Origin of the sequence: Sulfuriflexus mobilis, assembly GCF_003967195.1 — a bacterium.
Taxonomy (GTDB): domain Bacteria; phylum Pseudomonadota; class Gammaproteobacteria; order AKS1; family AKS1; genus Sulfuriflexus; species Sulfuriflexus mobilis.
In genome coordinates this window covers 2,170,902-2,195,017 of sequence record NZ_AP018725.1, presented here as the reverse complement: position 1 = coordinate 2,195,017, position 24,116 = coordinate 2,170,902, and the positions used below count along the sequence as shown (strand labels likewise).

The following is a 24,116-nucleotide window of genomic DNA, read 5'->3' as shown; positions in this document are numbered from 1 at the left end:
ATTATGCCACGCACACGGGGAGGCGTCTGCTATTCCTGGACGGGTTCTTCGAAGGACTCGGTCGTGTAGCGCTCGACTTCGAGGCTGTCCGACCAGTAGTTGGCGGGCAGGCCGGCCTTTCTCTTGAGCTGCTGCAAAAACGTTTGCACGTCAGGCAATGACTGCCAGACACTGGGCAGAAAGGTACCGCTATAGACGCCATCACGCAGGACCAGGCCATCGATGCCGGGGCGTATCATCCGTTGCAATTCGGTTTCGGAGCCAAATTGTAGTAACTGCGTCGGGCTCAGGACCTCGATATGGATATGGAGAGTATCCAGTTCATCACGGCGTACCGGGGTAAAGCGCGGATCACGAAAGGCAGCACTAAAGGCATTTTGCGCCACGTCCTTGATGAGGGGGCGGTGCGGGGCGAGGCTGCCAATACAACCGCGCAACTCCTGGTTCAGGTGCAGGGTGATGAAGCTGGCACCGGGCTGTTGGAGAATATCACTATGTTCCTCCAGGCTGACCGGGAGTGGCACGCCGTGTTCCATTCCATGGGTGATGGAGTCTCTGGCCAGTTTTAACAGCGTAGCCTTGTCGGCAGGTGTCAGGTTCATGGGCGGGGCGTCACCATCCAGGCCCCATAACCGACCACGCGATCGGCCGGACCGGCGGTATCCCCGGAATTACGCAAGTCCAGGGTCCGTACTTGCAGACCGCGTTGCCGGACCACATCGAGTAGTCCCCTTAACGGGTTGCGGCCGCAGGCGCTTTCATAATCAATGGCCTCAGGGTGCAGGGTCTCGATGGCCTCGCAGGTCTTTCGATCCATTTTCTGTGCCGTAGGGTAGTCATGGTAGTGACTGAGGTCAGAACTGATCACGACCAGGGTCTGTTCATCAGACCAGAGACGGTCAATGACCTCGGCAACCTCGGCCGGTTCCGCATCACCGACCACCAGCGGTACCAGTGCAAAATTGCCCAGCATTTTTTGCAGGAAAGGCAGTTGTACCTCAAGGCTGTGCTCCTCGACATGGGCCTGGTCGAACTGGTGCACCTGTGGCAGCTCGAGCAGGCCGTCGAGTGCTGGGCGGTCCAGGGGGATGTTTCCCAGTGGCGTGGCAAAAAAGTCCGCGCTGCTCGTGGCCAGGCCATAAAAACTGACGCGATGGGAGGGGCCGAGCAGGACAACTCGGCGAATCTTGCCGCGTAAGGGTTGCAGGTGGACGTAGGCACTGGCAGCGACAGGACCGGAATAGATGTAGCCTGCATGCGGGACAACCAAGGCCAGAGCCGGTTCACGATCCGCCCCTGCCTGGCCAATGAATTCGTCAAGCTGCTGGTTAAGCTCGGCCGGGTTGGCCGGGTAGAAAAGATCCGCGACAGCGGCCTCTCTGATGCTTGCCACCCTGTCTTCCTCCGTCGGATATCTAATAGCTATCCTGCCAAAAGTCCATATGACTTGCAAGGATATTACCCTGCTATATTTCGGGTATTGAATTGAGTATGGTCGATACCTATATATTAAATATGAAGGAAACCCCCATGACAGATACCGTGGCCACGAAATACTGGCACCGCCTTGATGACGGGCGGATACAGTGCGACCTGTGCCCAAGGTTTTGCAAGCTGCATGCCGGTCAGCGTGGACTGTGTTTTGTCCGCGCCAACGAGAACGACAGTATTGTTATGACCAGCTATGGCCGTTCCAGCGGCTATTGCATTGACCCTATCGAGAAAAAACCCCTGAACCATTTTCTACCCGGCAGCCCGGTGCTGTCGTTTGGCACGGCCGGTTGCAACCTGGCCTGTAAATTTTGCCAAAACTGGGATATCAGCAAGTCACGCGAGATAGATACACTTGCCGATGCAGCCTCTCCGGAACTGATCGCCAGGGTAGCGAAATCCCTGGACTGTCGTAGCGTGGCGTATACCTACAATGACCCGGTGATCTTCCACGAGTATGCCATTGATGTCGCAAAGGCCTGTCATGAGGTCGGCGTGAAATCGGTGTCGGTGAGTGCCGGTTATGTCTGTCCTGAACCGCGGGCGGAGTTCTACCAGCACATGGATGCAGCGAACATTGACCTGAAGGCCTTTACTGAAGAGTTTTACTACAAGATCACAGGTGGCCACCTGCAGCCAGTGCTGGACACCTTGCAATACATTAAACATGAAACGGACGTCTGGCTGGAAACGACCACGCTATTGATCCCCGGTAAGAACGACAGTGAGAAGGAAATCGAGGAAATGACACAGTGGGTGGTGGAGCACCTTGGCCCGGATATGCCGATGCACTTTACCGCCTTTCACCCCGATTATAAAATGATGGATGTGCCGTCGACACCATACGAGACCCTGACCCGGGCGCGTGAAATCGCCATCAAAAATGGTGTGCGTTATGCCTATACCGGCAATGTTCACGATGAGGAGGGCGGTACCACCTATTGCCACAGCTGTGGGGAAAAACTCATTGTCCGTGACTGGTATGAATTGAAAGCCTGGCAGCTTGATGAAAAGGGCCAGTGTAAGCAGTGTGGTACGGCCTGTGCCGGGGTCTTCGAGGCCGAACCGGGGCAGTGGGGCGCACGCCGCCAGCCCGTGCATTTGGCCGATTTTGCGGGGTAATGGCCGGGTTTCTCCGCTTTTTACTTGACTTCATGGCCGCGCGCCCTAGACTGCCAAGCCTACTGATTTAGCCAGCCACCCTATTCCTTATAGTGTGCGCAGACCAATAGCGTTCAACCCAAGAATGATCAACCAGGAGTAAGCCATGAGTGGTGGATGTACCTCAGACGTAACTGAACCGTTTGCCCTGCAGGCACTGGGTGACAGCATGGAGCCTGAGTTCGAAGACGGTGCGATCATTATCGTCGATCAGGCCGCGCCTTGTGGCAACGGTTCCTATGTGGTGCTCGACTACCTGGGCGAAACCCATTTTCGCCAGTACGTCGAAGAAAACGGCAAGAAATACATGAAGCCCCTCAATGATGCCTATGAAACCGTCGAGATGGTCGAGGCCTTCAGTGTTCGTGGCGTCGTCATCCAGAAGTATTACAAGCGCAAGCGCAAGCATTACGACTGGACCACGGAAGAGATTGCTGTTGTTCGTACCAATACATGAGCCCGTCACAACTGCCGAGAGAAGAACTGCATAGCCTCACCGATTTTATTCGCTGGGGAGCGAGTCGTTTTAACGAGGCTGGCCTGCATTACGGCCATGGCACCAGCAATGCCGTAGACGATGCCCTGACCCTGGTACTGCATGCCCTGCACCTGCAGCATGGACTGGCGCCGGAACTCTTTTCTGCCAATCTGACGCGCGATGAAAAACAACGCGTCTTTGACCTGCTCCGACAACGTTATGAAAAACGCATCCCGGTGCCCTATCTGACAAATCAGGCCTGGTTTGCCGGCTTGTCATTTTATGTAGACGAACGTGTACTGGTGCCGCGTTCACCTATCGCGGAATTGATCGAGCAGCAGTTTGAACCATGGGTCGAGCCCGAACAGGTCGGCCATGTGCTGGATATGTGCACGGGTAGTGCCTGTATTGCAATTGCCTGCGCACACGCCTTTCCGTATGCACAGGTCGATGCCGCAGACATCTCGACAGATGCCCTTGCCGTGGCAGAGAAAAATATTGCGCAGCATGGTATGGAAGGGGTGTTAAATCTTTACGAATCTAATCTATTCTCCGATCTGCCACCGCAGCGTTATGACATTATCGTCAGTAACCCACCTTATGTATCGGCTGAGGAAATGGCCTCGCTGCCGGAGGAATATCACCATGAACCCGAACTGGGTCTGGCCTCCGGGGATGACGGCCTGGATGCCTGTGTTGAAATTCTCGCCGAGGCAAGTCACTGGTTAAACGAGGAGGGTATTCTCGTTGTCGAAGTCGGTAACAGCGCCGGGGCACTGGTTGAACGCTTCCCGCTGGTACCCTTCCTCTGGCTGGAATTTGAACGCGGTGGTGAGGGTGTTTTCCTGTTAACCTCGAAGCAGGTCAGGGAACATCAGCAGGAATTTGCCGGTCAGCTGCGCGCGGCGGGATAAAGGCTACCAGTATGAAACCTAACATGGCCTGGATATTGACGAGGATTGATCCAGATCATAGTTACCGGCCGGTGGGGGCTGCATAATTCCTGCACTATTCACTGGAGAAGTCATTAGACGCATGAAACAGATCGAACAACAAGTCGTCTTTGACCTGGAGCTGCTGAAGAAATACGACATCAGTGGCCCCCGTTATACTTCTTACCCGACCGCGCCACAGTTTACGACGGCATTCACCGAACAGGATTACCGTGCCTGTATTGCCGACAGTCAGGCCGCTGCGGTTTCGCGGCCATTGTCCCTGTATGTGCACCTGCCATTTTGCGACACGATTTGTTACTACTGCGCCTGTAACAAGATCGTCACCAAGGACAGGTCACGCGCTATTCCCTATCTGCAACACCTGCACAAGGAAATCGCCATGCAGGCGGCCTTGTTCGACAGTCATCGCGTAGTCGAACAATTACACTGGGGTGGCGGCACGCCGACCTTTATCAGTCATGCACAAATGACTGAGTTGATGCAATGCATCCGTCAACACTTTAGCCTTGCCGATGATGCCACGGGCGAGTATTCCATTGAGATTGACCCACGTGAGGCCAGTGTCGAGACCATCGCCGTATTGCGAGAAATCGGTTTTAACCGCCTGAGCCTGGGGGTGCAGGATCTCGACGAACGTGTACAACAGGCGGTGAACCGCATTCAGTCAGAGCAGGAGACCTTCGCGGTGATCGATGCCGCGCGTGCAGAGGGTTTTCGTTCGATCAGCCTGGACCTCATGTATGGCCTGCCGCACCAGACGACAGAGAGTTTTATCCGCACCCTGGACCGGGTGCTGCAGGCCGAACCGGATCGCCTGTCGCTGTTTAACTATGCGCACATGCCGACCCTGTTCAAGCCACAACGCCGTATTAATGACGATGAGCTACCGGACGCGCAGACCAAGCTCGATATCCTGCAGGCCAGTATCGAACACCTCGGCAAGGCCGGTTATGTCTATATCGGTATGGACCACTTTGCCCGCCCGGATGATGAACTGGCCGTGGCCCAGCGTGAGGGCAAACTGCATCGCAACTTCCAGGGTTATTCAACGCACGCCGACTGTGATCTCATTGCCCTTGGCGTGACGGCAATTGGCCAGATCGGCGACAGCTACAGCCAGAACCAGCGCGAAGTGGGGCCGTATTACGCGGCGATCGAGGCCGAGCAGTTACCCCTGCTGCGTGGTATGCGTCTGAGCGAGGATGACCGCATCCGCCGTCGCGTGATCCAGGCCCTGATTTGTCACTTTGCCCTCGATTTTGCCGTCATGAATGCCGAGCTGGGCATTGATTGTCGGGATTACTTCGCCAAAGAAATACAACAATTGTCGTCGATGCAGGCGGACGGCCTGTTAGCGGTCAGTGAAACGGGCATCCAGGTTCGGCCAGCCGGGAGGCTGTTGATTCGCAATATCTGCATGGTCTTTGATGCCTACCTGCAAAAATCGGCACAGCAGTTCTCAAAGGTGATCTAATCGACGCTGACGCGCTGCCAAGAAACGGCTACAATATCCCGCATGTCAGGAAACAGCATTGGAAAATTATTCACCGTCACCAGCTTTGGCGAGAGCCACGGGCCGGCGCTCGGTGCCACCGTTGACGGTTGTCCCCCCGGACTGGAGTTGAACGAGGCCGATCTGCAGATTGACCTGGATCGCCGCAAGCCGGGTACCTCGCGCCATACCACGCAACGTCGTGAGGCCGATGCGGTACAGATCCTCTCGGGTGTGTTCGAGGGCAAGACCACCGGTACGCCAATCGGTCTTATTATTCACAACACCGATCAGCGCTCCAAGGATTATTCCGAGATCATGGACCGTTTCCGCCCGGGCCATGCCGACTACACCTATCAGCAAAAGTATGGTGTCCGCGATTACCGTGGCGGCGGGCGTTCCTCTGCGCGTGAGACCGCGATGCGCGTGGCCGCCGGGGCGATTGCCAAGAAATGGCTCAAGCAACGTTACGGTATCGAGATCCGCGGTTACCTGTCACAACTCGGACCGATCACGCCCGAGGCCTTTGACTGGGACGAGGTCGGTAACAATGCCTTTTTCTGCCCCGATGCCGGCAAGGTCGCCGAGCTCGAGGCCTATATGGACGCCCTGCGTAAAGAGGGCGACTCGATTGGTGCACGGGTGACCGTGGTCGCTACCGGTGTGCCGCCGGGTCTGGGGGAACCTGTTTTTGATCGTCTTGATGCCGATATTGCGCATGCGCTCATGAGCATCAATGCCGTCAAGGGTGTTGAGATCGGTGCCGGTTTTGCCTGCGTCGAGCAAAAGGGCACCGAGCATCGTGATGAGATCACGCCGGAGGGTTTTATCGGCAACCATGCCGGTGGTGTACTCGGTGGTATCTCCAGTGGTCAGGACATTGTCGCCAGCATTGCCATGAAGCCGACCTCGAGCCTGCGCCTGCCGGGGCAAAGTGTGAACCTGCAGGGTGAAGCGATAGAGGTGATAACCAAGGGTCGCCATGACCCATGCGTTGGTATCCGCGCCACACCGATCGCCGAGGCCATGCTCGCCATTGTGCTCATGGATCATATGTTGCGCCAGCGTGCCCAGAATATGGATGTCGAGTCGGTCACCCCGGTGATACCGGCCAGCAGAGACTAAGTCAGCCTCCTCGCGCGTGACCTCCCCCATGAAGACTGAGCCAGCAGCCCCTTACTGGCGCCTGTCAGGTTTCTACCTGTTCTACTTCGCTTCGATCGGTGTGCTGGTGCCGTACTGGCCGTTGTACCTGAAGTCACTGGGATTCACGCCGAGCGCGATTGGTGAGCTCATGGCCGTGATCATGGCGACCAAGGTTGTTGCCCCCAACGTATGGGGTTGGGTCGCCGACCATACCGGCAAGCGCATGCTGATCGTCCGCGGCGGTTCACTATTGGCGTTTCTTTGTTTTGCCGGTGTGTTTTTCGGCCAGCAGTACTGGTGGTTGGCCATGGTCATGGCGGCCTTCAGTTTTTTCTGGAACGCCACCTTGCCACAGTTTGAGGCGACCACCTTCACCCACCTTGGTCAGGATACACATCGTTATAGTTCGATCCGCCTGTGGGGTTCCATCGGTTTTGTTGTCGCCGTGGCCCTACTCGGCATGGCCCTGGAAAATCAGGAGCCAGAAATACTGCCGGTGGTTTTGGTCAGTCTGTTTATCGCGATCTGGTTAATGAGTCTGATCGTGCCGGAACGTGCCGCGGGTCACCTTCGCCTGGATAAAGAATCCATCTTCAAGGTCATGCGTCGCCCGGATGTTCTGGCACTGATTATTGTCGTGTTTTTAATGCAGGCCAGTCACGGACCGTTTTATACCTTCTACAGTATTTACCTCGAAGAGCACGGTTACTCAAAAACCCTGATTGGCTGGTTATGGGCGCTCGGTGTCATTGCCGAGATAGGGGTGTTCATGATCATGCATCATCTGATACCGCGCTTTGGCCTGCGTAGGCTACTTATGTTCAGCCTGCTGGTTGCCGCCGTGCGCTGGGTCCTGCTCGGTGAATATGTTGAGTCCATGGGCATGATGTTGTTCGTGCAGGTTTGTCATGCCGCGACCTTTGGTATTTTCCATGCGGTGGCCATTCAATATTTTCATATCCACTTCACCGGCATGCACCAGGGGCGAGGGCAGGCGTTGTATAGCAGTATGAGTTTTGGTGCCGGTGGTGCGCTGGGTGCCTTGCTGGGAGGGTATGCCTGGACCAGCCTGGGTGCCGGAGTGACCTATAACATCGCCGCACTACTGGCGGTGTTGGCCTTGCTGATTAGCTGGCGTTTTATCCATGCGCCGCATGCGTCAGAGGCAATAACCTGATTAATGCCTCGGCCGCATTCGACAGGGTGCGCTCGGTATGCCGTGCCACACCCAGTTCGCGCACCAGTTTCAGACCGGGCACCTTTAAGGCGCGCAGCTCCCCATCGATCATGCTCTCGGGCAGGATACTCCAGCCCAGGCCGATCGAGACCATCATCTTGATCGTCTCCAGGTAATTTGTAGAAAGCCTTAACAATGGCTCGATACCATAGGGGCGAAAGGCATCCTCAATCACCTCGCGGGTGAAGGTGCCGTGTGCCGGCAGGATCGCCGGGTACCCGGCCAGTGTCACCAGTTCAATACTTCGTCGACCATGCAGGGGATGGTCCGGGCCCACCACCACCCGTAAGTCATCCTGCCAGACTGGCGTGCAGGCCAGACTGGGCGAGGGCGATAAGGGCAGGGTGACGATGCCCAGCTCCAGTTCACCATGCAAGACGGCCTCGCAGGCCTCTTCCGAATCCATAAAGTGCAGGTCGAGTTCCACCTCTGCATAGCGCTGATTAAAGGCGCGCAGTACGCTTGGCAGGCGGTGCAGGCCGATATGGTGACTGGTGCCGATACTGAGGCGACCACCGATCTCTCCGGAGAGGTTGCTGATCGCCCGGCGACTGTCCTGCACCTCGGCGAGGATACGCTGGGCGCGCGGCAAAAGTGCCTGCCCGGCCTCGGTGAGCAGGGTCTGGCGGCCGATGCGGTCGAACAGACGGGTGTTGAGCTCGGCCTCAAGGGCCGCGATGCGCTTGCTGACGGCGGGCTGGCTGATGTGTATATGTTCGGCGGCCAGCGAGAAGGAGCTGTGCTCGGCGACACTGATGAAGGCCTGCAGATTGGCGATATCCATTATCAAAGTATAGGTCTAAATATAACCTATTGGAATAGAAACTATAATAAATATGAATTTGAGTAATGATTCATGCAGGCGTAGTCTACCCCTCTCGAAACGGAGACAAACCATGGCAGGCAAGACACTTTACGACAAACTTTGGGATAGCCACGTAGTGCGCGTCGATGATGACGGCACCGCCTTACTCTATATAGATCGTCACCTTGTGCACGAAGTGACCTCACCGCAGGCCTTCGAGGGGCTGCGCATGGCCGGTCGCAAGGTCTGGCGGACGAACTCGATTCTGGCTACCCCGGATCATAATGTGCCGACCACCGATCGCCGTGCCGGCATCAGCGATCCCGTATCGCGTCTGCAGGTAGAGACCCTGGGCCAAAACTGTCACGAGTTCGGCATAACCGAATTTGATATGGCCGATCATCGTCAGGGTATCGTGCATGTGATCGGTCCTGAGCAGGGTGCGACCTTGCCGGGCATGACGGTTGTCTGTGGTGATTCGCATACCTCAACGCATGGTGCCTTTGGGGCACTGGCCTTTGGTATCGGCACCTCAGAGGTCGAGCACGTTATGGCGACGCAGTGCCTGTTGCAGAAAAAGTCCAGGAGCATGCTGGTCAGTGTCGACGGACAGGTCGGCGCCGGTGTTACGGCGAAAGATATCGTGTTGGCGATAATCGGTGAGATCGGCACCGCTGGTGGAACCGGTTATGCCATTGAATTCGGTGGCGACGCGACCCGCGCCTTGTCTGTGGAAGGCCGTATGACGGTCTGTAACATGGCGATTGAGGCGGGAGCCCGTGCCGGCATGGTGGCGGTGGATGACACGACTATTAACTATATCAAGGGTCGTCCCTTTGCGCCGACGAGCGAACAATGGCCACAGGCCGAGGCCAGCTGGCGTGAGCTGCATAGTGATGCCGATGCCGAGTTTGATCGCGTTGTGCATATTGATGCCGCCAGCATTCGCCCACAGGTGACCTGGGGTACCTCACCGGAGATGGTAGTCGCTGTCGATGCCACGGTCCCGGACCCGGCGAATGAAAGTGATGCCGTCCGGCGTGAAGGTATGCAACGTGCGCTCGAGTACATGGGACTGGTTGCGAACACGCCGGTAACTGAAATCAGCGTGGACAAGGTCTTCATCGGTTCCTGCACGAATTCACGCATTGAAGACCTGCGCGCCGCGGCGGCAGTGGCCAGGGGCCGTAAGGTTGCTGATAACATTAAACTGGCGCTGGTTGTGCCGGGGTCCGGCCTGGTGAAAGAGCAGGCAGAGGCCGAAGGCCTGGACAAAATATTTGTCGAGGCCGGTTTCGAATGGCGTGAACCGGGTTGTTCCATGTGCCTGGCCATGAATGCAGATCGCCTGGAAGAGGGGGAGCGTTGTGCGTCCACCTCTAACCGCAATTTTGAAGGTCGACAAGGCCGTGGCGGGCGCACGCATCTGGTGAGCCCGGCGATGGCGGCGGCGGCGGCCGTGACAGGGCATTTTGTTGATGTACGCACGTTAAGCGAGGAGGCATAAGCATGGATAAGTTTACCCAATTGAATGGTCTGGTTTTGCCTCTGGACCGTGCCAACGTTGATACCGATGCGATTATCCCCAAACAATTTTTGAAGTCGATCAAGCGTAGTGGCTTCGGCGTAAATCTGTTTGATGACTGGCGTTACCTCGATACCGGTGAGCCGGGCGTGGATAACAGCGGGCGCCCGCTGAATGAAGACTTTGTCCTCAACAAGCCACGCTATAAAGGTGCGCAGATCCTGTTGGCGCGTAAAAACTTTGGTTGTGGCTCCTCGCGCGAACACGCACCGTGGGCTTTACTCGATTACGGTTTTCGTGTCGTCATCGCACCGAGCTATGCCGACATATTTTTTAACAACTGTTTCAAGAATGGCATCTTGCCGATCATCCTTGATGAACAGGTCATTGATCAATTATTTAATGAAGTGGAGGCCACTGAAGGGTATCAGCTGAATATCGATCTGGAGGCGCAGACGGTGACAACGCCTTCGGGTGAAAGTATCGCCTTCGAGGTGGATGCCTTCCGCAAGCATTGTCTGCTGAATGGTCTGGATGATATTGGCCTGACCTTGCAGAATACCGACGATATCAAGGCCTATGAAGCACGTCGTAAACAGGAAACTCCATGGCTATTCTAGAGTCAGGAGTTAATAACGCAGAGGTCGCGGAGGCGCAAAGAACGCAAAGGTTTTTATGAACTATAAGTAATTTTCTCTAGGGTATATTGATTGTTTTTGATCATTTAGAAAAATTAATTTGCCCATAATGAAAAGCTTACGAGTAGGATTGAAACACTTTTATATTGCTTTGCGACCTCTGCGTCTTTGCGCACTTTGCGTTTATTACTTTGAATACAGGTTAATCTTATGACGATGAAAATTGCAGTATTACCCGGTGACGGGATTGGTGTTGAGATCATGGCAGAGGCCGTGAAGGTGCTGGATTGCCTACACAGTGGCTTTGGCCTGGATATTGAAACCGAACAGGGTCTTGTCGGTGGCGCCGGTTACGATACTCATGGCAAGCCCCTTCCGGATGAAACCTTGCAACTGGCCAAAGACGCCGATGCCGTCATGCTCGGTGCCGTCGGCGGTTACAAATGGGAGTCACTGGACATCGCGGTGCGTCCGGAAAAGGGTCTGCTCGGTCTGCGTGCGGAACTGGAGCTGTTCGCCAACCTGCGCCCTGCTATTTTGTACCCGCAACTGGCCGGTGCCTCAACCCTGAAACCGGAAGTGGTATCCGGTCTTGATCTCATGATCGTGCGTGAACTGACCGGTGGCATCTACTTTGGTCAGCCGCGTGGTGTGCGCATCCGTGATGATGGCCAGCGTGAAGGTTTCAATACGCTGGTTTACAGTGAATCTGAGATCGAACGCATCGGCCGTGTCGCCTTTGATATCGCCATGAAGCGTGACCGTCGCCTGTGCTCGGTGGACAAGGCCAATGTGCTTGAGTGTACCGAGTTATGGCGTGAGGTCATGGAGAGCGTGGCCAAGGACTATCCCGATGTGGAGCTTAGCCACATGTATGTGGACAATGCCGCCATGCAGCTGGTGCGCGCGCCGAAGCAGTTTGATGTCATGGTGACGACGAATATGTTTGGTGACATCCTCTCGGATTGTGCGGCGATGCTGACCGGATCCATTGGCATGTTGCCATCGGCCTCGCTGGATGCGAACGGTAAAGGCATGTACGAACCGATTCATGGTTCGGCGCCGGATATTGCCGGCCAGAACAAGGCCAACCCCTTGGCGACAATCCTTTCAGTGGCCATGATGCTGCGCTATACCTTCGATGAGACGGATGTTGCCCAACGTATCGAGAATGCCGTTGGTGCCGTACTCGACAAAGGTATTCGTACGGTAGATATCTGGTCGGAGGGTATGCAGGAGGTCGGTACGACAGAGATGGGCGATGCCGTCGTCGCCGCACTGCGTGAAGCCAAATAAAATTATGAAATACTACGGTTCAGGAGAATAACAATGCGTGTAGGTTTGATTGGTTGGCGCGGTATGGTGGGTTCGGTACTCATGCAGAGAATGCGCGAGGAAAATGATTTTGATTTAATCGAGCCTGTATTCTTCACTACCTCACAGGCAGGTCAGGCCGGTCCGGATGTGGGCAAGGATGTTCCGCCACTAAAGGATGCCAAGGATATCGATGAACTGAAGGCCATGGATGCCATTATCACCTGCCAGGGTGGTGACTACACCAAGGAAGTTTACCCGGAACTACGCAAGTCAGGTTGGGATGGTTACTGGATCGATGCGGCGTCAGCTTTGCGAATGCAGGATGACAGCATCATCGTACTTGACCCTGTTAACAAGTCAGTAATCGAAAAGGGTTTGGCAAATGGCACCAGGACGTTCGTTGGCGGTAACTGCACGGTCTCCCTGATGTTGATGGCCATCGGCGGCCTGTTCGATAAGGGCCTGGTTGAGTGGATTACCCCGATGACCTACCAGGCCGCCTCAGGTGCCGGTGCGCAGAATATGCGTGAGCTCATCAAGCAAATGGGTGCGATTGATGCCAACGTCAAGGTACTTAACGACGACCCGGCCTCGGCGATTCTCGAGATTGACCGCAAGACGGCTGAGTTCCTGCGCTCGGACGACTATCCAAAGGACAAGTGGGGCGTGCCGCTGGCTGGCTCCCTGATCCCGTGGATCGATGTGCCGCTGGATTCTGGCCAATCAAAGGAAGAGTGGAAGGCACAGGTCGAGACCAACAAGATCCTCGGTCGTTCGGATAACCCCATTCCCATCGACGGCCTGTGTGTTCGCATCGGTGCCATGCGCTGTCACAGCCAGGCCCTGACCATCAAGATGAACAAGGCGGTGCCGCTGGACGAGATCGACGGCATCCTCGCCGAGGCCAATGACTGGGTGAAGGTCGTGCCGAATGAGCGTGATATCACCATGCAGGCACTGACCCCGGCGGCCGTCACCGGTACCCTGGCCGTGCCGGTTGGCCGGCTGCGGAAGCTGAGCATGGGCAATGACTACCTGTCGGCCTTCACCGTGGGTGACCAGTTGCTCTGGGGGGCTGCCGAGCCACTGCGCCGCATGCTGCGGATCTTGCTTGAAAAGTGATTTTTGACAGCGCGAAACCAACCGATAAAATGCCCCCGACTTGGGGGCATTTTATTTTTTATTATTAATCAATTAGATAGAATGCATTCCGGGGCGACTAGTAGGCTAGAGAGTGCCCCTGTCAGCAGCGGCGCCATATCTTCAAAGTTTGACCTTATTCAAGGTTTTATCCATAGCTAAGGCCTAAACTTGATGGGCTTTCGTAAAGGTTGTCCCAAATGACTGAAATATTTGTAAAAGACTTTCTATAATGTATAGTTATAGAACTATTATAAGGGTCATTCGAACTTGCCCGGATAACATTCAAGCGCCTGTCTATAACAGGGGTGGTCGCAGGGGAGCTGGTATTCATGCCGGTTCGCAGCGTAGCAATGATAAAGAAAACAGAATGGAGTTAGGACGTTGCGCAAACTCAAAATCTTTTTTGTAACACTCATTTGTCTGTTGTCATCGAACATTGCGTACACATTGGGTGTTGGCGATATCCGGGTCAGCTCGGCATTAAACCAACCACTGGATGCAGAGATAAAACTGTTCTCTGTCCGTAGCGGCGATGTAGAGGGCATCCGTGTAACGCTCGGCAGCCTGAAAGACTTTGCCAATGCCGGTATTGAGCGTCCACTGGTACTGAGTTACCTGAAGTTCAAGGTCATCGACAATCAGGACGGTTCGGCCTCGATCAAGGTCACATCGACCAAGCCCATCAAAGAACCCTTCCTCGACTTCCTCATAGAGGTCGACTGGACGAGTGGTCATTTAGTCCGTGAATACACCATGTTGCTTGATCCACCGGTGTTTGCCCAGCGTAAGGCGGCACCGATACAGGCCCCGGCTGTCAGAACTGCCGCACCGGCGGCTATGGAGGAGCCTGCACCACAGGTTGCGGCACCTGCACCGTTTGTTGATAGCAGTGATGAGCTGTTCCCGCGTATGGAACTGGGCGCTGTCGCCTCCGAGCCGGTTAGCCGTGCGCCAGTTACCGCGGCTGGTGAGGCCTATAAGGTCAAGCGCAATGATACCTTGTGGTCGATAGCCTCAAGCCTGCGTCCGGACAGCTCAATTGAGATTGAGCAAGTGATGATGGCCCTGTTGCGAAACAATCCGCAGGCCTTTACGAATGGCAACGTCAATGGTTTGAAATCCGGATTTATCCTGCGGATTCCTGAACGCGACATGATTGAGGCGATTGATGCTGCAGAGGCGATTCGCCTGACCCGTGAACAGAATGAACTCTGGCGGAATGCCCGTGAAGCCATCAGCCGTGGCGAAACCCCGACCGGTACTCAGGGTGAAGCGGCGCCATCCAGCCGTGGCTCCTCTGCTGCTGACGAGCCGGCTGTTCGACTGGTCACACCGAAGCAGGCCGACAGCAAGGATACGGCACAAGGAGCCGGAGCAGGGAGTAGTGATAGTGCCGAGGAAGTGGCGCTGATCAGTGAGCAACTGGCCTCAAAAGAACAGGAAAACACAGACCTGAAGGGGCGTGTTTCGGCACTGCAGGACCAGATCGACTCCATGGAGCGGCTACTGAATTTGAAAGAGGAATCCCTGGCTGAGCTGCAGAACAAGCTTGCTGCCCCGGTTACAGCGGCTGCCCCGGAGGTTGCGCCTGTAGTAGAAGAGCCCGCGTCTTCTGCTGTTGGCGATGAAGCTCAGGTAGAGAAGAAGTCTACCGGGAACAAGCTGGCCAACCCGTTTGCCCTGGATGAAACGGTTAAGACAGAAATTCCGGCGGTCAAACCGCAAGCGCCAAGGCCAATTACACAACCCGCTGTGAGCGCTGCACCGGTCGAGCCGGTGGCAGACGAAGGTCTGTTTGGCCTCGTGAAGGATTTGTTGAATAACGTGGTCATTTTGGCTGTGCTGGTGGCGGTCATGATTGGCCTGTTGGCACTGATATGGTTGATCCAGCGTCGTCGTATGGCCGCGGCGCAATTCCCGGAGAGTATTCTCACCGGTAAGCCAGGCGGTGGCTCAGGTTCCGACAGCGTTGCCGCAGAAGAAACCTCGTTGCTGAGTGATTTTGCCCCGAGTGCCATGGGGGGCGCGATTGAATCTGAAGTCGGCGAAGTGGACCCGCTTTCGGAGGCAGATGTATACATTGCCTATAACAAACATCAACAGGCGGTCGAATTGCTGAATAGCGCCATTGAGCAGGAGCCTGAACGTCTCGATCTCAAGCTTAAGCTGATGGAGGTGTACCATTCTGCCAGAAATGCAGAGGCCTTCCTGGCACTGGCAAGCGAACTGCATGAGGCGAAAGGTGATCAGAATGCCGCCTTGTGGGGCAAGGCGATGGAAATGGGACGCGACCTCTGTCCCGATAATGAGATGTTCCGCGATGCCGCTGCCGAGCTGGAGGATGATTTTTCCGACCTGCAGGGTATTGCCGGACTTGATGAACTGGAAGCGGATTTCGACGAGTCGCTGAGTGAAGAAATATCTTCGCTCGATATCCCTGAAATAGAAGTGCCCGCCGCAGAAAATGAGCCTGATGTACTTGATTTGGATGTGGAAGACGCCCCTGTCGAGGAGCTGACGGACCTGGCCAGTGATATGGATGAATTATCACTCGATAGCTTCGATATGCCGGAGTTGGAAGAAGAGGCAGCAGGCGGCGATCTGGGTGAACTGGACCTGAGTGCCTTTGATGAGGCGGCTAGCGTGGCTGAGCCTGCAGCAGAACAGGCGCCAGCTGCAGAATTCGACCTCGGTGAACTGGATCTCGAACTTGACGAGGCCATGGCTGAAGAACCACTTGCCGGGATGGATATGGCTGAGACGGTAGAGGAAGAGGCAACCGCGGAAGACGACGAGGTATTGGGCCTCGATGAGGTTGCTACCAAGCTTGACCTGGCCAAGGCCTATATCGACATGGGTGACCCGGATGGTGCGCGCGCCATCCTCGATGAAGTTATGAACGAAGGGAATGATGAACAGAAATCTGAGGCTCAGGGCCTGATTAACGAACTGTAATGCTCTATCGCCAGGCAAACAGCCGACGCAAGATTGCGTCGGCTGTTTGCGTTTAGGACCAGTGATAAACCAATGTTTATACATCCGGTTATAAGAATCGTCAGTGTCATGGTCGTTATCGCCTTTCTGGCATTTCCAGACTGGCAATCCGTGGCAGTTGCCGCCGTGATGGCGCTGTCGCTGATATTGATTAAAGCCAGGCAGGTCTTTCCAGGTTTGTTAAAAATGATCTGGCGATTAAAATGGCTATATCTGTCTATATTGATTGTTTACGGCTGGTTTACACCCGGGCCGGTGTTGTTTGAGCAGACATTGATCGATAGTCGCTTTTTACCCAGTATTAATGGACTGTATTCAGGTCTGCTGCGGGTGGCAGTCCTTGTCGCCATTGTCAGTATGGTCTCCGCCTTGTTACAGACATCAGAGAGAAGCGAAATGGTTTCGGCCGTAGCCTGGTTGACACGCCCGTTTATCATCATAGGTCTTAATCCCCAACAGTTCTCATTGTTACTGGTATTAACACTCGAACGGGTGTTGGAGCTGCAGAAATTAATTCAGCGCGAGATGCGCAGACTAGAGGAAAAAGAGAATTTGTTCTCCAGGGCGACAAAACTTCTCGGACGTTTGTTGATGGACATAGAGTCATCAGCTATGACACTAGAAGAAGAGCAAACTGTATTGCCTGCCATGATGGCACCGGCGATATGGCAGTGGTTAATGCCTGTCCTGCTGGCAATCGTCTTTTATACACTGGGCTGATACGGGAATGCATTTGAACAGGATAGCACTGGGTATTGAATACAACGGTTCTGCCTATAATGGCTGGCAATGCCAAAAGCATGGCCTGGGTGTTCAGGAAGTCGTGGAAAAGGCCCTGTCATTCGTGGCGAATGAACCGGTAAAGGTGGTCTGTGCCGGACGCACCGATAGTGGTGTGCATGCCGCGGGCCAGGTAGTGCATTTTGATAGCCAGGTCATACGTGATGACCGCGCCTGGCTAATGGGTACGAATAGCCGCTTGCCTGATAATATTGCAGTAAACTGGGCGAAGCCGGTTACGGAGGAATTTCATGCGCGTTTCTCCGCCCTGAAGCGCTATTACCGTTATGTCATTGCCAATCAGCCAGTACGGCCGGCCATACTGGACCGGCTGGTGAGTTGGGATTACCGCCGTCTGGATGTCTCGCGTATGCAGACAGCGGCCAATTATCTGCTCGGCGAGCATGACTTTTCCTCATACCGCGCCATAAAGTGCCAGGCGAAAAACCCTGTTCGCACCATTTACCGGCTGGAGGTATCCCGCTGCGGTGATTACATCTTTATCGATATTGAGGCCAATGCCTTTCTGCATCACATGGTCAGGAATATCGCTGGAGTGCTCATGGCGATTGGTGCCGGTGAAAAGGCCGAGCAGTGGGCGGGGGAGGTGCTGGGCTACCGGGACAGAACCCTTGGCGGGATAACGGCGCCACCGAACGGCCTGTATTTTATGCAAGTTACCTACCCGGAGGTATTCGCTATACCGAACACCGTGGCCGAGGGTTTATTCCCCTAAGTGTGGTCCCGGCATTTTTTGCCTTTCAGGGCTGGGCCCTTGTGCTGCAGTCGACCCTGTTCATGGACCATCTGGGAAAGGCTATGACGTTCAACGTAATAGAGCGTATAGGTAGTGCGTATCTTCAAAAGCCCTTGGAGGCAAGATTGTCATAGGCGCTGAAGACGGGATCGTGCTGACTGTTAACCTGGTATTTCTTGCGCCGTTCCAGCATACGGCGTTCTAGCTGGTTCCATGGCATGGTTCGCCAATTCATAGCGCGTCGGTCATTATTCCCGGCACGGTACTGAAATTCGCGGAGGATAATATGTCGCCCCTCAAGGCTCTTATGATTGAGTTTACGTATGGCCTTTAAGGCAAGTTTTTCAGGCTCAATCTCAGCGACACCGTAATGCAGGGTGCCATGGTTACAAATAAGCTTCATTACCTTGAAGCTGGCCTGTTTGTCATAGCCCTTGAAGAAACGCTGCAGATCTTTATCCGTCACCTGCGATGAGAGATTTCCCACAAAAATTTCCATTGCACTGTCCTCACTTCCCCTGCACAAAATCATAACCCTGATTCCGGCAGAAGAAAAGCCTTCGGACTACGTAGTTACCGTAGTCTCAACGTTCAAGCTGCCAGTGTGGCAGCAGGGTACAGGTCTCGCTATGCTCGTCATAGCTAATCACCACGCTACCGTCTGCGAGCTGACGTAACACCTGGGAAACCATGGTTTTTTTAGGGACTTCCTGCTCGCCGTAGTCGGTGCCTTCGCGGTTGATGAATTCCTCTATAAGGGCCTGCAGGGTATCCGGGGCGAGCTGGTCAGGTGGGATGAGCATAGACAGGAGTATGCCATTAGTCGCCGATATGAAAAAGGGCCGTCTGAAACGGCCCTTTTGGGTTTGCGGCGACTAATTTTTATCAGTCTTTGTCCTTGTCGTCACCGTCGCGGCCTTTGTTCGTACTGATACTGCGACAGTTGTTCAGATGACGACCACGTTCCTCACGATATTCAAAGGTAGTGGTACCGGTAGCGGGGTCAAATGTCCTGACACGGGCGCGTGAAAAACGTACCCAGCTAAAGTCAGGTAAGATAGTTTTTGAATCCGCAGCCCAGTCAAATTTCACGGTTATCGGCCGAACATTACGTCCCAGACCACTTTCACCGAGGATGTCTTGCGTATTGATTTGAGTGGTTTGATTGGGCATGAGGACATTATCGCCCGGACCAAGGAGTGAATTTCGGAAGGGTGGCAGGCTCGTGCCATCGGCACTAAAAATGACGGCACCGGTGGCATCATACAGGGTCATTTGCTCAATGCGGATGGGCGTATCACCGTAATTACGCAGGACATAGCTGCTACGCTGGGCCTCTGTGCCCCCGACACGGTTGAAGTGGTTGCCACCGCAGGCCAGAGTACCGCTGTAGGCACGATCATCTTGATCAGAAAAAGCCGCCTCTGCGCCCACAGTCGCCATTAACATAGACGTTGCCAGTGCAATGCCTGCGAAAGTCTTGATCGCGTTCATATCTCTACCCCTTTTCATGTTTCTCATCCTTATCTAGTTATTAATAATTATTTAGTGAACTACTACAATCTGAAAGATAGCAGATTATAGATGCTGCTGGGTATAGGAATTTCTAGACAATGTTGTAGGAAATCGACGTATGGTCATAAGAACCAATTGGACACTATTCTTTTGACCAGCATCGTTTATAGGGCATTGTCTGTTCAAAGAAATTTCCGCCTCCAGGGATATAGGCCTGAATAACAAAACTGTCAGAACAATATTCAGCCGGCGACTGGCTGCCCATACCAATATGAATTTGGGCGACGCGTTTGCCATGCACTAGCTTGACCGGGCGGAAAGACCAGTGGCCGGTGCTTTTTCCCTCATTGAAGGTGATGGCGCTGATCCAGGCATTATCATCAACCGTCCCGTCATAGTCATATTTAACCAAGAGATTGGCGCTATCGTTCGTTTCATGGCTAATACGGTGCTCAAGTACGCGCAAGCCGCCGGGGCCTGCCTTGCCAGCTAACCGTTTGCCACGTTCTATTGCCAGTTGAATTTGTGCAGCGATATCATCCTCGCTAAGTGGTTCCGATTTCTTTTTTTGTTCGGTCCGGTGACGCTCATAAACCCGCGCAAAATTTCCTGTCGCCCCATAGGTAATGCGGCTACCTTGTTGTGAGGTCAGTTGCCTGAAATTATTGATAAGGCGATTGCCATAGACGTTGATACGCTCCTGATCATGTCGGGACAGGGAAAATACCCAGGATTCGACCCAACCAGTCCCTGAGTCCATGCTGTATAAAATGGCATTACTCTTGTGATGGGCGAGTTTGAATTTCCCGGGTTTGACCTCTTGCCATTGTTCACCGCGACGTATAAAGACCTGGGCCTTATCTCCGAAAATGAAGAATTTAAGTTCAAGATCCCAGTCGCGCGGGTCAAGGTGGTTGCCATGAACTGGCTCCAATACGCCTCGCCATTCACCATTAAGGTTAAACAGAACAGTCTCCGGACTAGCCGTGTCGGAGGTGGTCGGGGCGGCAGGCACAGAAGGCAGCGAGGTCGATGACGGCAAGCTTGGTATTGCCGGGGAGACTTCATTGTCAGGCAGTCGTATACGTGTAGCGAGAAAGCCAAGCAACAGGAGGATCAGGACAACGGCCAGTTTTGTCTTCATTATTATTATATCGGTTATCTATAGGCAGGCTTATTCGAATTCCATTTCCTCGTAGACACGCTGTGCATTACGTCCCTTGAGGATCTCATAATTTTTCAAATAGGAAAATTTTTCCTGGTCCAGTTTGCCGACGTTTTCAATGCCGATACCGGCATCAATGAGGTCTCGCACGGCAGTACGCAGGAACGTCAGGTAGTCGTAGGTGTCACGACGGGCAGTTTGCAGGTCGGTCGGATGGCCATGACCGGGCACCAGGTGCGCGGGTTGGAGCGCGGCGATGGCGTTAAAGGCATCGAGCCAGGTCTTGCTGTTGGAATAGGCTAAAACGCCGAGCATACGCTCGGTATATACAATGTCGCTGGTAAAGACGATTTTTTGCTGTGGCAGCCAGACAAAACTGTCTCCGGGTGTGTGGGCCTGCCCGACATGATGTATCTCCAGGTCAATGCCACCCAGGCTTAGCTTCATAGCAGAATCAAATTGTTTGTCGGCATAAACGGCCTCGGTTCCGGCCAGGAGCTTGTCGCCAATCAGGCTGGAGAGCGTATTGTATTGGGCCTGAAAACGTGCCTTTTGGTCGCTAACGGCCTTACGGTTGGCAATAATGCGGGCGCCCTGTTTTATGAAATAGCTGTTACCCAGCCAGCGGTGATCCTGTCCACCGGTATTGATGACGATTCGTACAGGTTGTGAGGTGATGGTCTGAATCTTTGCATGAATGGCCTCAGCGCCCTTATAGCTAGCACCGCTGTCAATCAGCACAACACCCTCCGGGGTAACAATGACACCAAAATTACAATTATTACCTAGGTTATCAGGGGCGCGATTGCCGAGCGGGCCGACCAGGGCATAGACATTCTTGCTGATCTTGACGGTCTTTAACACGTCCTCTGCCAGACTGATATTTCCCCAGAGGCTCAGTGCAAGTATTGCCAGGTATACTCTGAAACGCATAGTTTTATCCTTGTTATTAGATTTATGGCGCAGGCGAACGGATGCTTAATAGTTGCCAGTTATTTTTTCATTTTATTACTGGGCGATAAAGTGGTTCTTCATAAAATAGATATAGTTGATGTCCCGGGGTTTGATAACCACTCGGTGTTCACCCTCCGACTGGTAGGAAGTGAAAATAATCATTGCATCGGCACGGTTTTGCTTCGGCGTGAATCGTGGAAGACGCTTTTTCTGACCTGGCAGTATCTCATGGCGGATAACTGTAATATTTTTTGCATACTGGCCGAGCAGTTGCTGGCGCTGTGCAAACCACTCCCGGGCACTGAGTGTCGATAACTGACGGCTGATATCAGAGCGGTAGACAAAAACAAGGTCGACGCTACTGGCGTTATGACGATTGGCATCGATCTCGGAGTAGAGCAGGATGCGATCTTGATCACGCCCCAGCCTGACGCGAGCCTTGGAGGGCTGGTGTGACTTTTTCGCGGCGGGTGATTTTCCCTGCTTGCCCGTCGCGGTAGTCGCTGGCGTTGATGCGGTGTCATGCATGCCGCGGGTACTACAGCCTGGCAGGGCAATTATGGCGATGAGCAGGGTCATGCAGGCGAATGGTGTTGTCGTTAAATATGTGCACTTCATATTATCCATGTTACTGATTATGAAAAAAAATTCCATGCATGCTGGGCATAAACCGGATTAGTCACTGGCATCGATAATAATGATTAAACTAGTGTTAAATCATAAGGTTACGCAACATAGCGGAAGTACCTGCTCATAAATCGACATGCAAATGTCATCCGCCGGTCATCATTCTGGCATAAGCCGCTACTAATCTCCGTCCTTGAGAAAAGAGGGAAAACCAGAAAAGGAGACAGAGAATGAATTTTTATATCAAGGAACGTACTGATAATACCGTGTTGCTGCTCTCAGATGTTGGCCATACGGTGGCCACGTTTAGCAGTCTGGAGGATGCCGTCGAGTCATGTAGCGATTGGCTTGAGGCCGACAGTCAATATGGTGATTATAACGAGTGTTTTGTCCTGGATTAATTAGGCATAACAAAAGGCCTGCTGAGTCTAAACAAAACGCCCGCTTAGAGCGGGCGTTGATATTTTAGGCCACTGACTGGCTTATTCCCAAAATTTCCACCATTTTTTGCGGTTTTCCCCGGCGCTGTCTGAGATGTTATCCAGTTCTTTTTGTTCGCTGGCGGACTTCTTTTCACGCTGGCGTTCTATGGCCTCGTCATGTTTGTCCTGCTTGTCGCGGCTGCCATCATCGTCGCGGTCGTTCTTTTCCTTGTACTTTTCTTTGTACTTTTCCCTATATTTTTCCTTGTACTCTTTGGCGTGCTTGTCATCATAGTCACGATCGTACTTATCCTTGTGCACCTCCATGGTATCTTTAGCTTGTTCGTCCTTTCCCGCCCAGTCCGGTTTTTCGGCGGCTGCCGTACCGATAAACAGACAGAGACCGACGACGAAGATCGTTAACAGGTTTTTCATAACCGCTCCGAAATATTATAGGTATTATTAACCGGGTAAAGCTAACACATGGCCGAATACACGCCAATAAGTCGCAGACTAACTAGTAGTATTAGTCCTGGTTACTGACACAGGCGGCATCGCTCGGTTTGCCTAACCAGAAATCGATGCCTTTATGGATAAATTCGTCATAGGGCAGGTAGTGCGAGCCATCGCAGGAGAATGTTAGGCCAACGATGCCATTGAAGATATTGATCGAGCCTGCACGCAGATAGAGCACATCGTCCATCATACGCAGTTCATGAAACAGCTCCAGCATCGGACGGATCCTGTCAGCAGGGATAATCGCGTTTTCCGGGTAGTCCCGACGCGGATAGGTGAGGACAATATCGGGGGCGGTCATCGCCTCGAAGTCGAGGATACGGTAGCGATACGGGTCATCGACCAGCCAGATGGTGGCGCGGCTGTTTGAAAAGTGTATCTTGCCGTGGAAGATACCATGGTCGACGATCAGCTCTTCCATGATCGCGATGACCTCATCGGAATGCTGATCAACCAGGCTTTCCTCGCGGCGTTGGGCAAATAAAGAGGCCCTGATGGCCGGGTCGCCCTTGATTTGACGCCAGATGGCCGGCTCATCGACGAGCTTGCGTGTTAGTGGCAGGTCACGGGTATCGGCATCCACACCGATATAACCGAGCAGGGTATGTGTTTCAGCGTGATGGATGGCCTGGATGGCCGTGATCGATGGCCGCTTGGCGCGTAGACTGATATAGGCATCTGAGAGAAAGAAGGCCTCATCGGCTGGCAGGTTCTTAGTGTAAGGGCGCACTGAACGATCACGGCCAAAGTGTTCGGGCAGAAACCCCTCGTGACTGACATTGTCGCTGATCTGCACCGCATCAGTATTCATGACATACATGAACTTAATAAAGGGCAAATCCTGCAGGGCGGCCTTGAGTAAGGGGTTGAGCAGGTCACGGTCTGGTAAGACCTTGCTACACTGAGTGGCCAGAGTTTGCAGCGGCTGTCTGAGCATCTCGCTCAGGGTTTCGCGTTGCCGGGAAATGGTTTTTTGTTGTGTCGATGCCACGTTATG

25 protein-coding genes are annotated in these 24,116 nt (G+C 53.8%); 14 read left to right on the top strand and 11 right to left on the bottom strand.

The window, feature by feature from the left end; translation table 11 throughout:
* Positions 1-29: 29 nt before the first annotated feature.
* Positions 30-602, bottom strand: a complete 573-nt coding sequence (gene amrA, locus EL386_RS10715) for an AmmeMemoRadiSam system protein A (RefSeq protein ID WP_126456083.1) — start codon at positions 600-602, stop codon at positions 30-32.
* Complete coding sequence (gene amrB / locus EL386_RS10710) at positions 599-1,393, bottom strand: AmmeMemoRadiSam system protein B (protein WP_126456081.1); 795 nt, start codon at positions 1,391-1,393, stop codon at positions 599-601. The genes amrA and amrB overlap by 4 nt, the downstream gene beginning before the upstream one ends.
* Before the next feature lie 137 nt (positions 1,394-1,530).
* Here amrB and amrS point away from each other — a divergent pair, with 137 nt between their 5' ends.
* From amrS to EL386_RS10680, 6 genes are all read left to right on the top strand, one after another.
* Entirely contained in the window at positions 1,531-2,613 is a 1,083-nt protein-coding gene (amrS, locus tag EL386_RS10705) for an AmmeMemoRadiSam system radical SAM enzyme (RefSeq protein WP_338057544.1), read from the top strand.
* Positions 2,614-2,758: 145 nt separating this feature from the next.
* Positions 2,759-3,109, top strand: coding sequence for a S24 family peptidase (locus EL386_RS10700; RefSeq protein WP_126456078.1), 351 nt, complete (start codon positions 2,759-2,761; stop codon positions 3,107-3,109).
* Positions 3,106-4,044 carry a 50S ribosomal protein L3 N(5)-glutamine methyltransferase gene (prmB, locus tag EL386_RS10695; RefSeq protein ID WP_126456076.1) on the top strand — a complete coding sequence of 313 codons (939 nt, stop codon included), beginning with the start codon at positions 3,106-3,108 and terminating at the stop codon, positions 4,042-4,044. The genes EL386_RS10700 and prmB overlap by 4 nt, the downstream gene beginning before the upstream one ends.
* A gap of 130 nt (positions 4,045-4,174) precedes the next feature.
* Positions 4,175-5,560: an oxygen-independent coproporphyrinogen III oxidase gene (hemN, locus tag EL386_RS10690; RefSeq protein ID WP_126457327.1), complete on the top strand. Its 1,386-nt coding sequence runs from the start codon at positions 4,175-4,177 to the stop codon at positions 5,558-5,560.
* 42 nt (positions 5,561-5,602) lie between these two features.
* On the top strand, positions 5,603-6,703 hold the full coding sequence (gene aroC / locus EL386_RS10685; protein WP_126456074.1) for a chorismate synthase: 1,101 nt from the start codon (positions 5,603-5,605) through the stop codon (positions 6,701-6,703).
* A gap of 28 nt (positions 6,704-6,731) precedes the next feature.
* Positions 6,732-7,901: an MFS transporter gene (locus EL386_RS10680; protein WP_126456072.1), complete on the top strand. Its 1,170-nt coding sequence runs from the start codon at positions 6,732-6,734 to the stop codon at positions 7,899-7,901.
* On the opposite strand, the gene EL386_RS10675 is transcribed toward EL386_RS10680, so the two are convergent.
* Positions 7,864-8,745, bottom strand: coding sequence for a LysR family transcriptional regulator (locus EL386_RS10675; RefSeq protein WP_126456070.1), 882 nt, complete (start codon positions 8,743-8,745; stop codon positions 7,864-7,866). The genes EL386_RS10680 and EL386_RS10675 overlap by 38 nt on opposite strands.
* Positions 8,746-8,857: 112 nt before the next feature.
* Between EL386_RS10675 and leuC the strand changes: the two genes are divergently transcribed.
* The 7 genes from leuC to truA all read left to right on the top strand — a co-directional run bounded on the left by leuC (position 8,858) and on the right by truA (position 17,899).
* A complete protein-coding gene (leuC, locus tag EL386_RS10670; protein ID WP_126456068.1) occupies positions 8,858-10,273 on the top strand; it encodes a 3-isopropylmalate dehydratase large subunit in 1,416 nt (471 codons plus the stop codon).
* A gap of 2 nt (positions 10,274-10,275) precedes the next feature.
* A complete protein-coding gene (gene leuD / locus EL386_RS10665; protein WP_126456066.1) occupies positions 10,276-10,911 on the top strand; it encodes a 3-isopropylmalate dehydratase small subunit in 636 nt (211 codons plus the stop codon).
* A 228-nt stretch (positions 10,912-11,139) separates the two neighbouring features.
* Positions 11,140-12,225 (top strand): 3-isopropylmalate dehydrogenase, encoded by a 1,086-nt coding sequence (gene leuB / locus EL386_RS10660; RefSeq protein ID WP_126456064.1) that lies wholly within the window; start codon positions 11,140-11,142, stop codon positions 12,223-12,225.
* 33 nt (positions 12,226-12,258) lie between these two features.
* Positions 12,259-13,368 (top strand): aspartate-semialdehyde dehydrogenase, encoded by a 1,110-nt coding sequence (asd, locus tag EL386_RS10655; protein ID WP_126456062.1) that lies wholly within the window; start codon positions 12,259-12,261, stop codon positions 13,366-13,368.
* A gap of 402 nt (positions 13,369-13,770) precedes the next feature.
* The gene (locus tag EL386_RS10650; RefSeq protein ID WP_126456060.1) at positions 13,771-16,344 is read left to right on the top strand and encodes a motility hub landmark protein FimV; all 2,574 of its coding nucleotides are present in this window, start codon (positions 13,771-13,773) and stop codon (positions 16,342-16,344) included.
* 72 nt (positions 16,345-16,416) lie between these two features.
* On the top strand, positions 16,417-17,103 hold the full coding sequence (locus EL386_RS10645; protein WP_126456058.1) for an energy-coupling factor transporter transmembrane component T family protein: 687 nt from the start codon (positions 16,417-16,419) through the stop codon (positions 17,101-17,103).
* Between the two features lie 7 nt (positions 17,104-17,110).
* Complete coding sequence (gene truA, locus EL386_RS10640) at positions 17,111-17,899, top strand: tRNA pseudouridine(38-40) synthase TruA (RefSeq protein WP_126456056.1); 789 nt, start codon at positions 17,111-17,113, stop codon at positions 17,897-17,899.
* A gap of 124 nt (positions 17,900-18,023) precedes the next feature.
* Here truA and EL386_RS10635 read toward each other — a convergent pair whose 3' ends face one another.
* From EL386_RS10635 to EL386_RS10610, 6 genes are all read right to left on the bottom strand, one after another.
* Positions 18,024-18,419, bottom strand: coding sequence for an RNA recognition motif domain-containing protein (locus tag EL386_RS10635; protein WP_172597707.1), 396 nt, complete (start codon positions 18,417-18,419; stop codon positions 18,024-18,026).
* A gap of 85 nt (positions 18,420-18,504) precedes the next feature.
* A complete protein-coding gene (locus EL386_RS10630) occupies positions 18,505-18,723 on the bottom strand; it encodes a YheU family protein (RefSeq protein WP_126456052.1) in 219 nt (72 codons plus the stop codon).
* Positions 18,724-18,805: 82 nt separating this feature from the next.
* Positions 18,806-19,432 (bottom strand): hypothetical protein, encoded by a 627-nt coding sequence (locus tag EL386_RS10625; RefSeq protein ID WP_126456050.1) that lies wholly within the window; start codon positions 19,430-19,432, stop codon positions 18,806-18,808.
* A 145-nt stretch (positions 19,433-19,577) separates the two neighbouring features.
* Positions 19,578-20,579 carry a hypothetical protein gene (locus tag EL386_RS10620; protein WP_126456047.1) on the bottom strand — a complete coding sequence of 334 codons (1,002 nt, stop codon included), beginning with the start codon at positions 20,577-20,579 and terminating at the stop codon, positions 19,578-19,580.
* Positions 20,580-20,609: 30 nt separating this feature from the next.
* The gene (locus EL386_RS10615) at positions 20,610-21,533 is read right to left on the bottom strand and encodes an MBL fold metallo-hydrolase (protein ID WP_126456045.1); all 924 of its coding nucleotides are present in this window, start codon (positions 21,531-21,533) and stop codon (positions 20,610-20,612) included.
* Positions 21,534-21,608: 75 nt separating this feature from the next.
* Positions 21,609-22,172 carry a hypothetical protein gene (locus tag EL386_RS10610; RefSeq protein WP_126456043.1) on the bottom strand — a complete coding sequence of 188 codons (564 nt, stop codon included), beginning with the start codon at positions 22,170-22,172 and terminating at the stop codon, positions 21,609-21,611.
* Between the two features lie 239 nt (positions 22,173-22,411).
* On the opposite strand from EL386_RS10610, the gene EL386_RS15635 reads away from it, so the two are divergent.
* Entirely contained in the window at positions 22,412-22,582 is a 171-nt protein-coding gene (locus tag EL386_RS15635) for a hypothetical protein (protein WP_172597706.1), read from the top strand.
* Between the two features lie 81 nt (positions 22,583-22,663).
* On the opposite strand, the gene EL386_RS10605 is transcribed toward EL386_RS15635, so the two are convergent.
* Together EL386_RS10605 and EL386_RS10600 are read right to left on the bottom strand one after the other, a co-directional pair.
* Positions 22,664-23,038: a hypothetical protein gene (locus EL386_RS10605; protein ID WP_126456041.1), complete on the bottom strand. Its 375-nt coding sequence runs from the start codon at positions 23,036-23,038 to the stop codon at positions 22,664-22,666.
* Between the two features lie 91 nt (positions 23,039-23,129).
* Positions 23,130-24,056, bottom strand: a complete 927-nt coding sequence (locus EL386_RS10600) for a PDC sensor domain-containing protein (protein ID WP_126457326.1) — start codon at positions 24,054-24,056, stop codon at positions 23,130-23,132.
* Positions 24,057-24,116 lie beyond the last annotated feature (60 nt).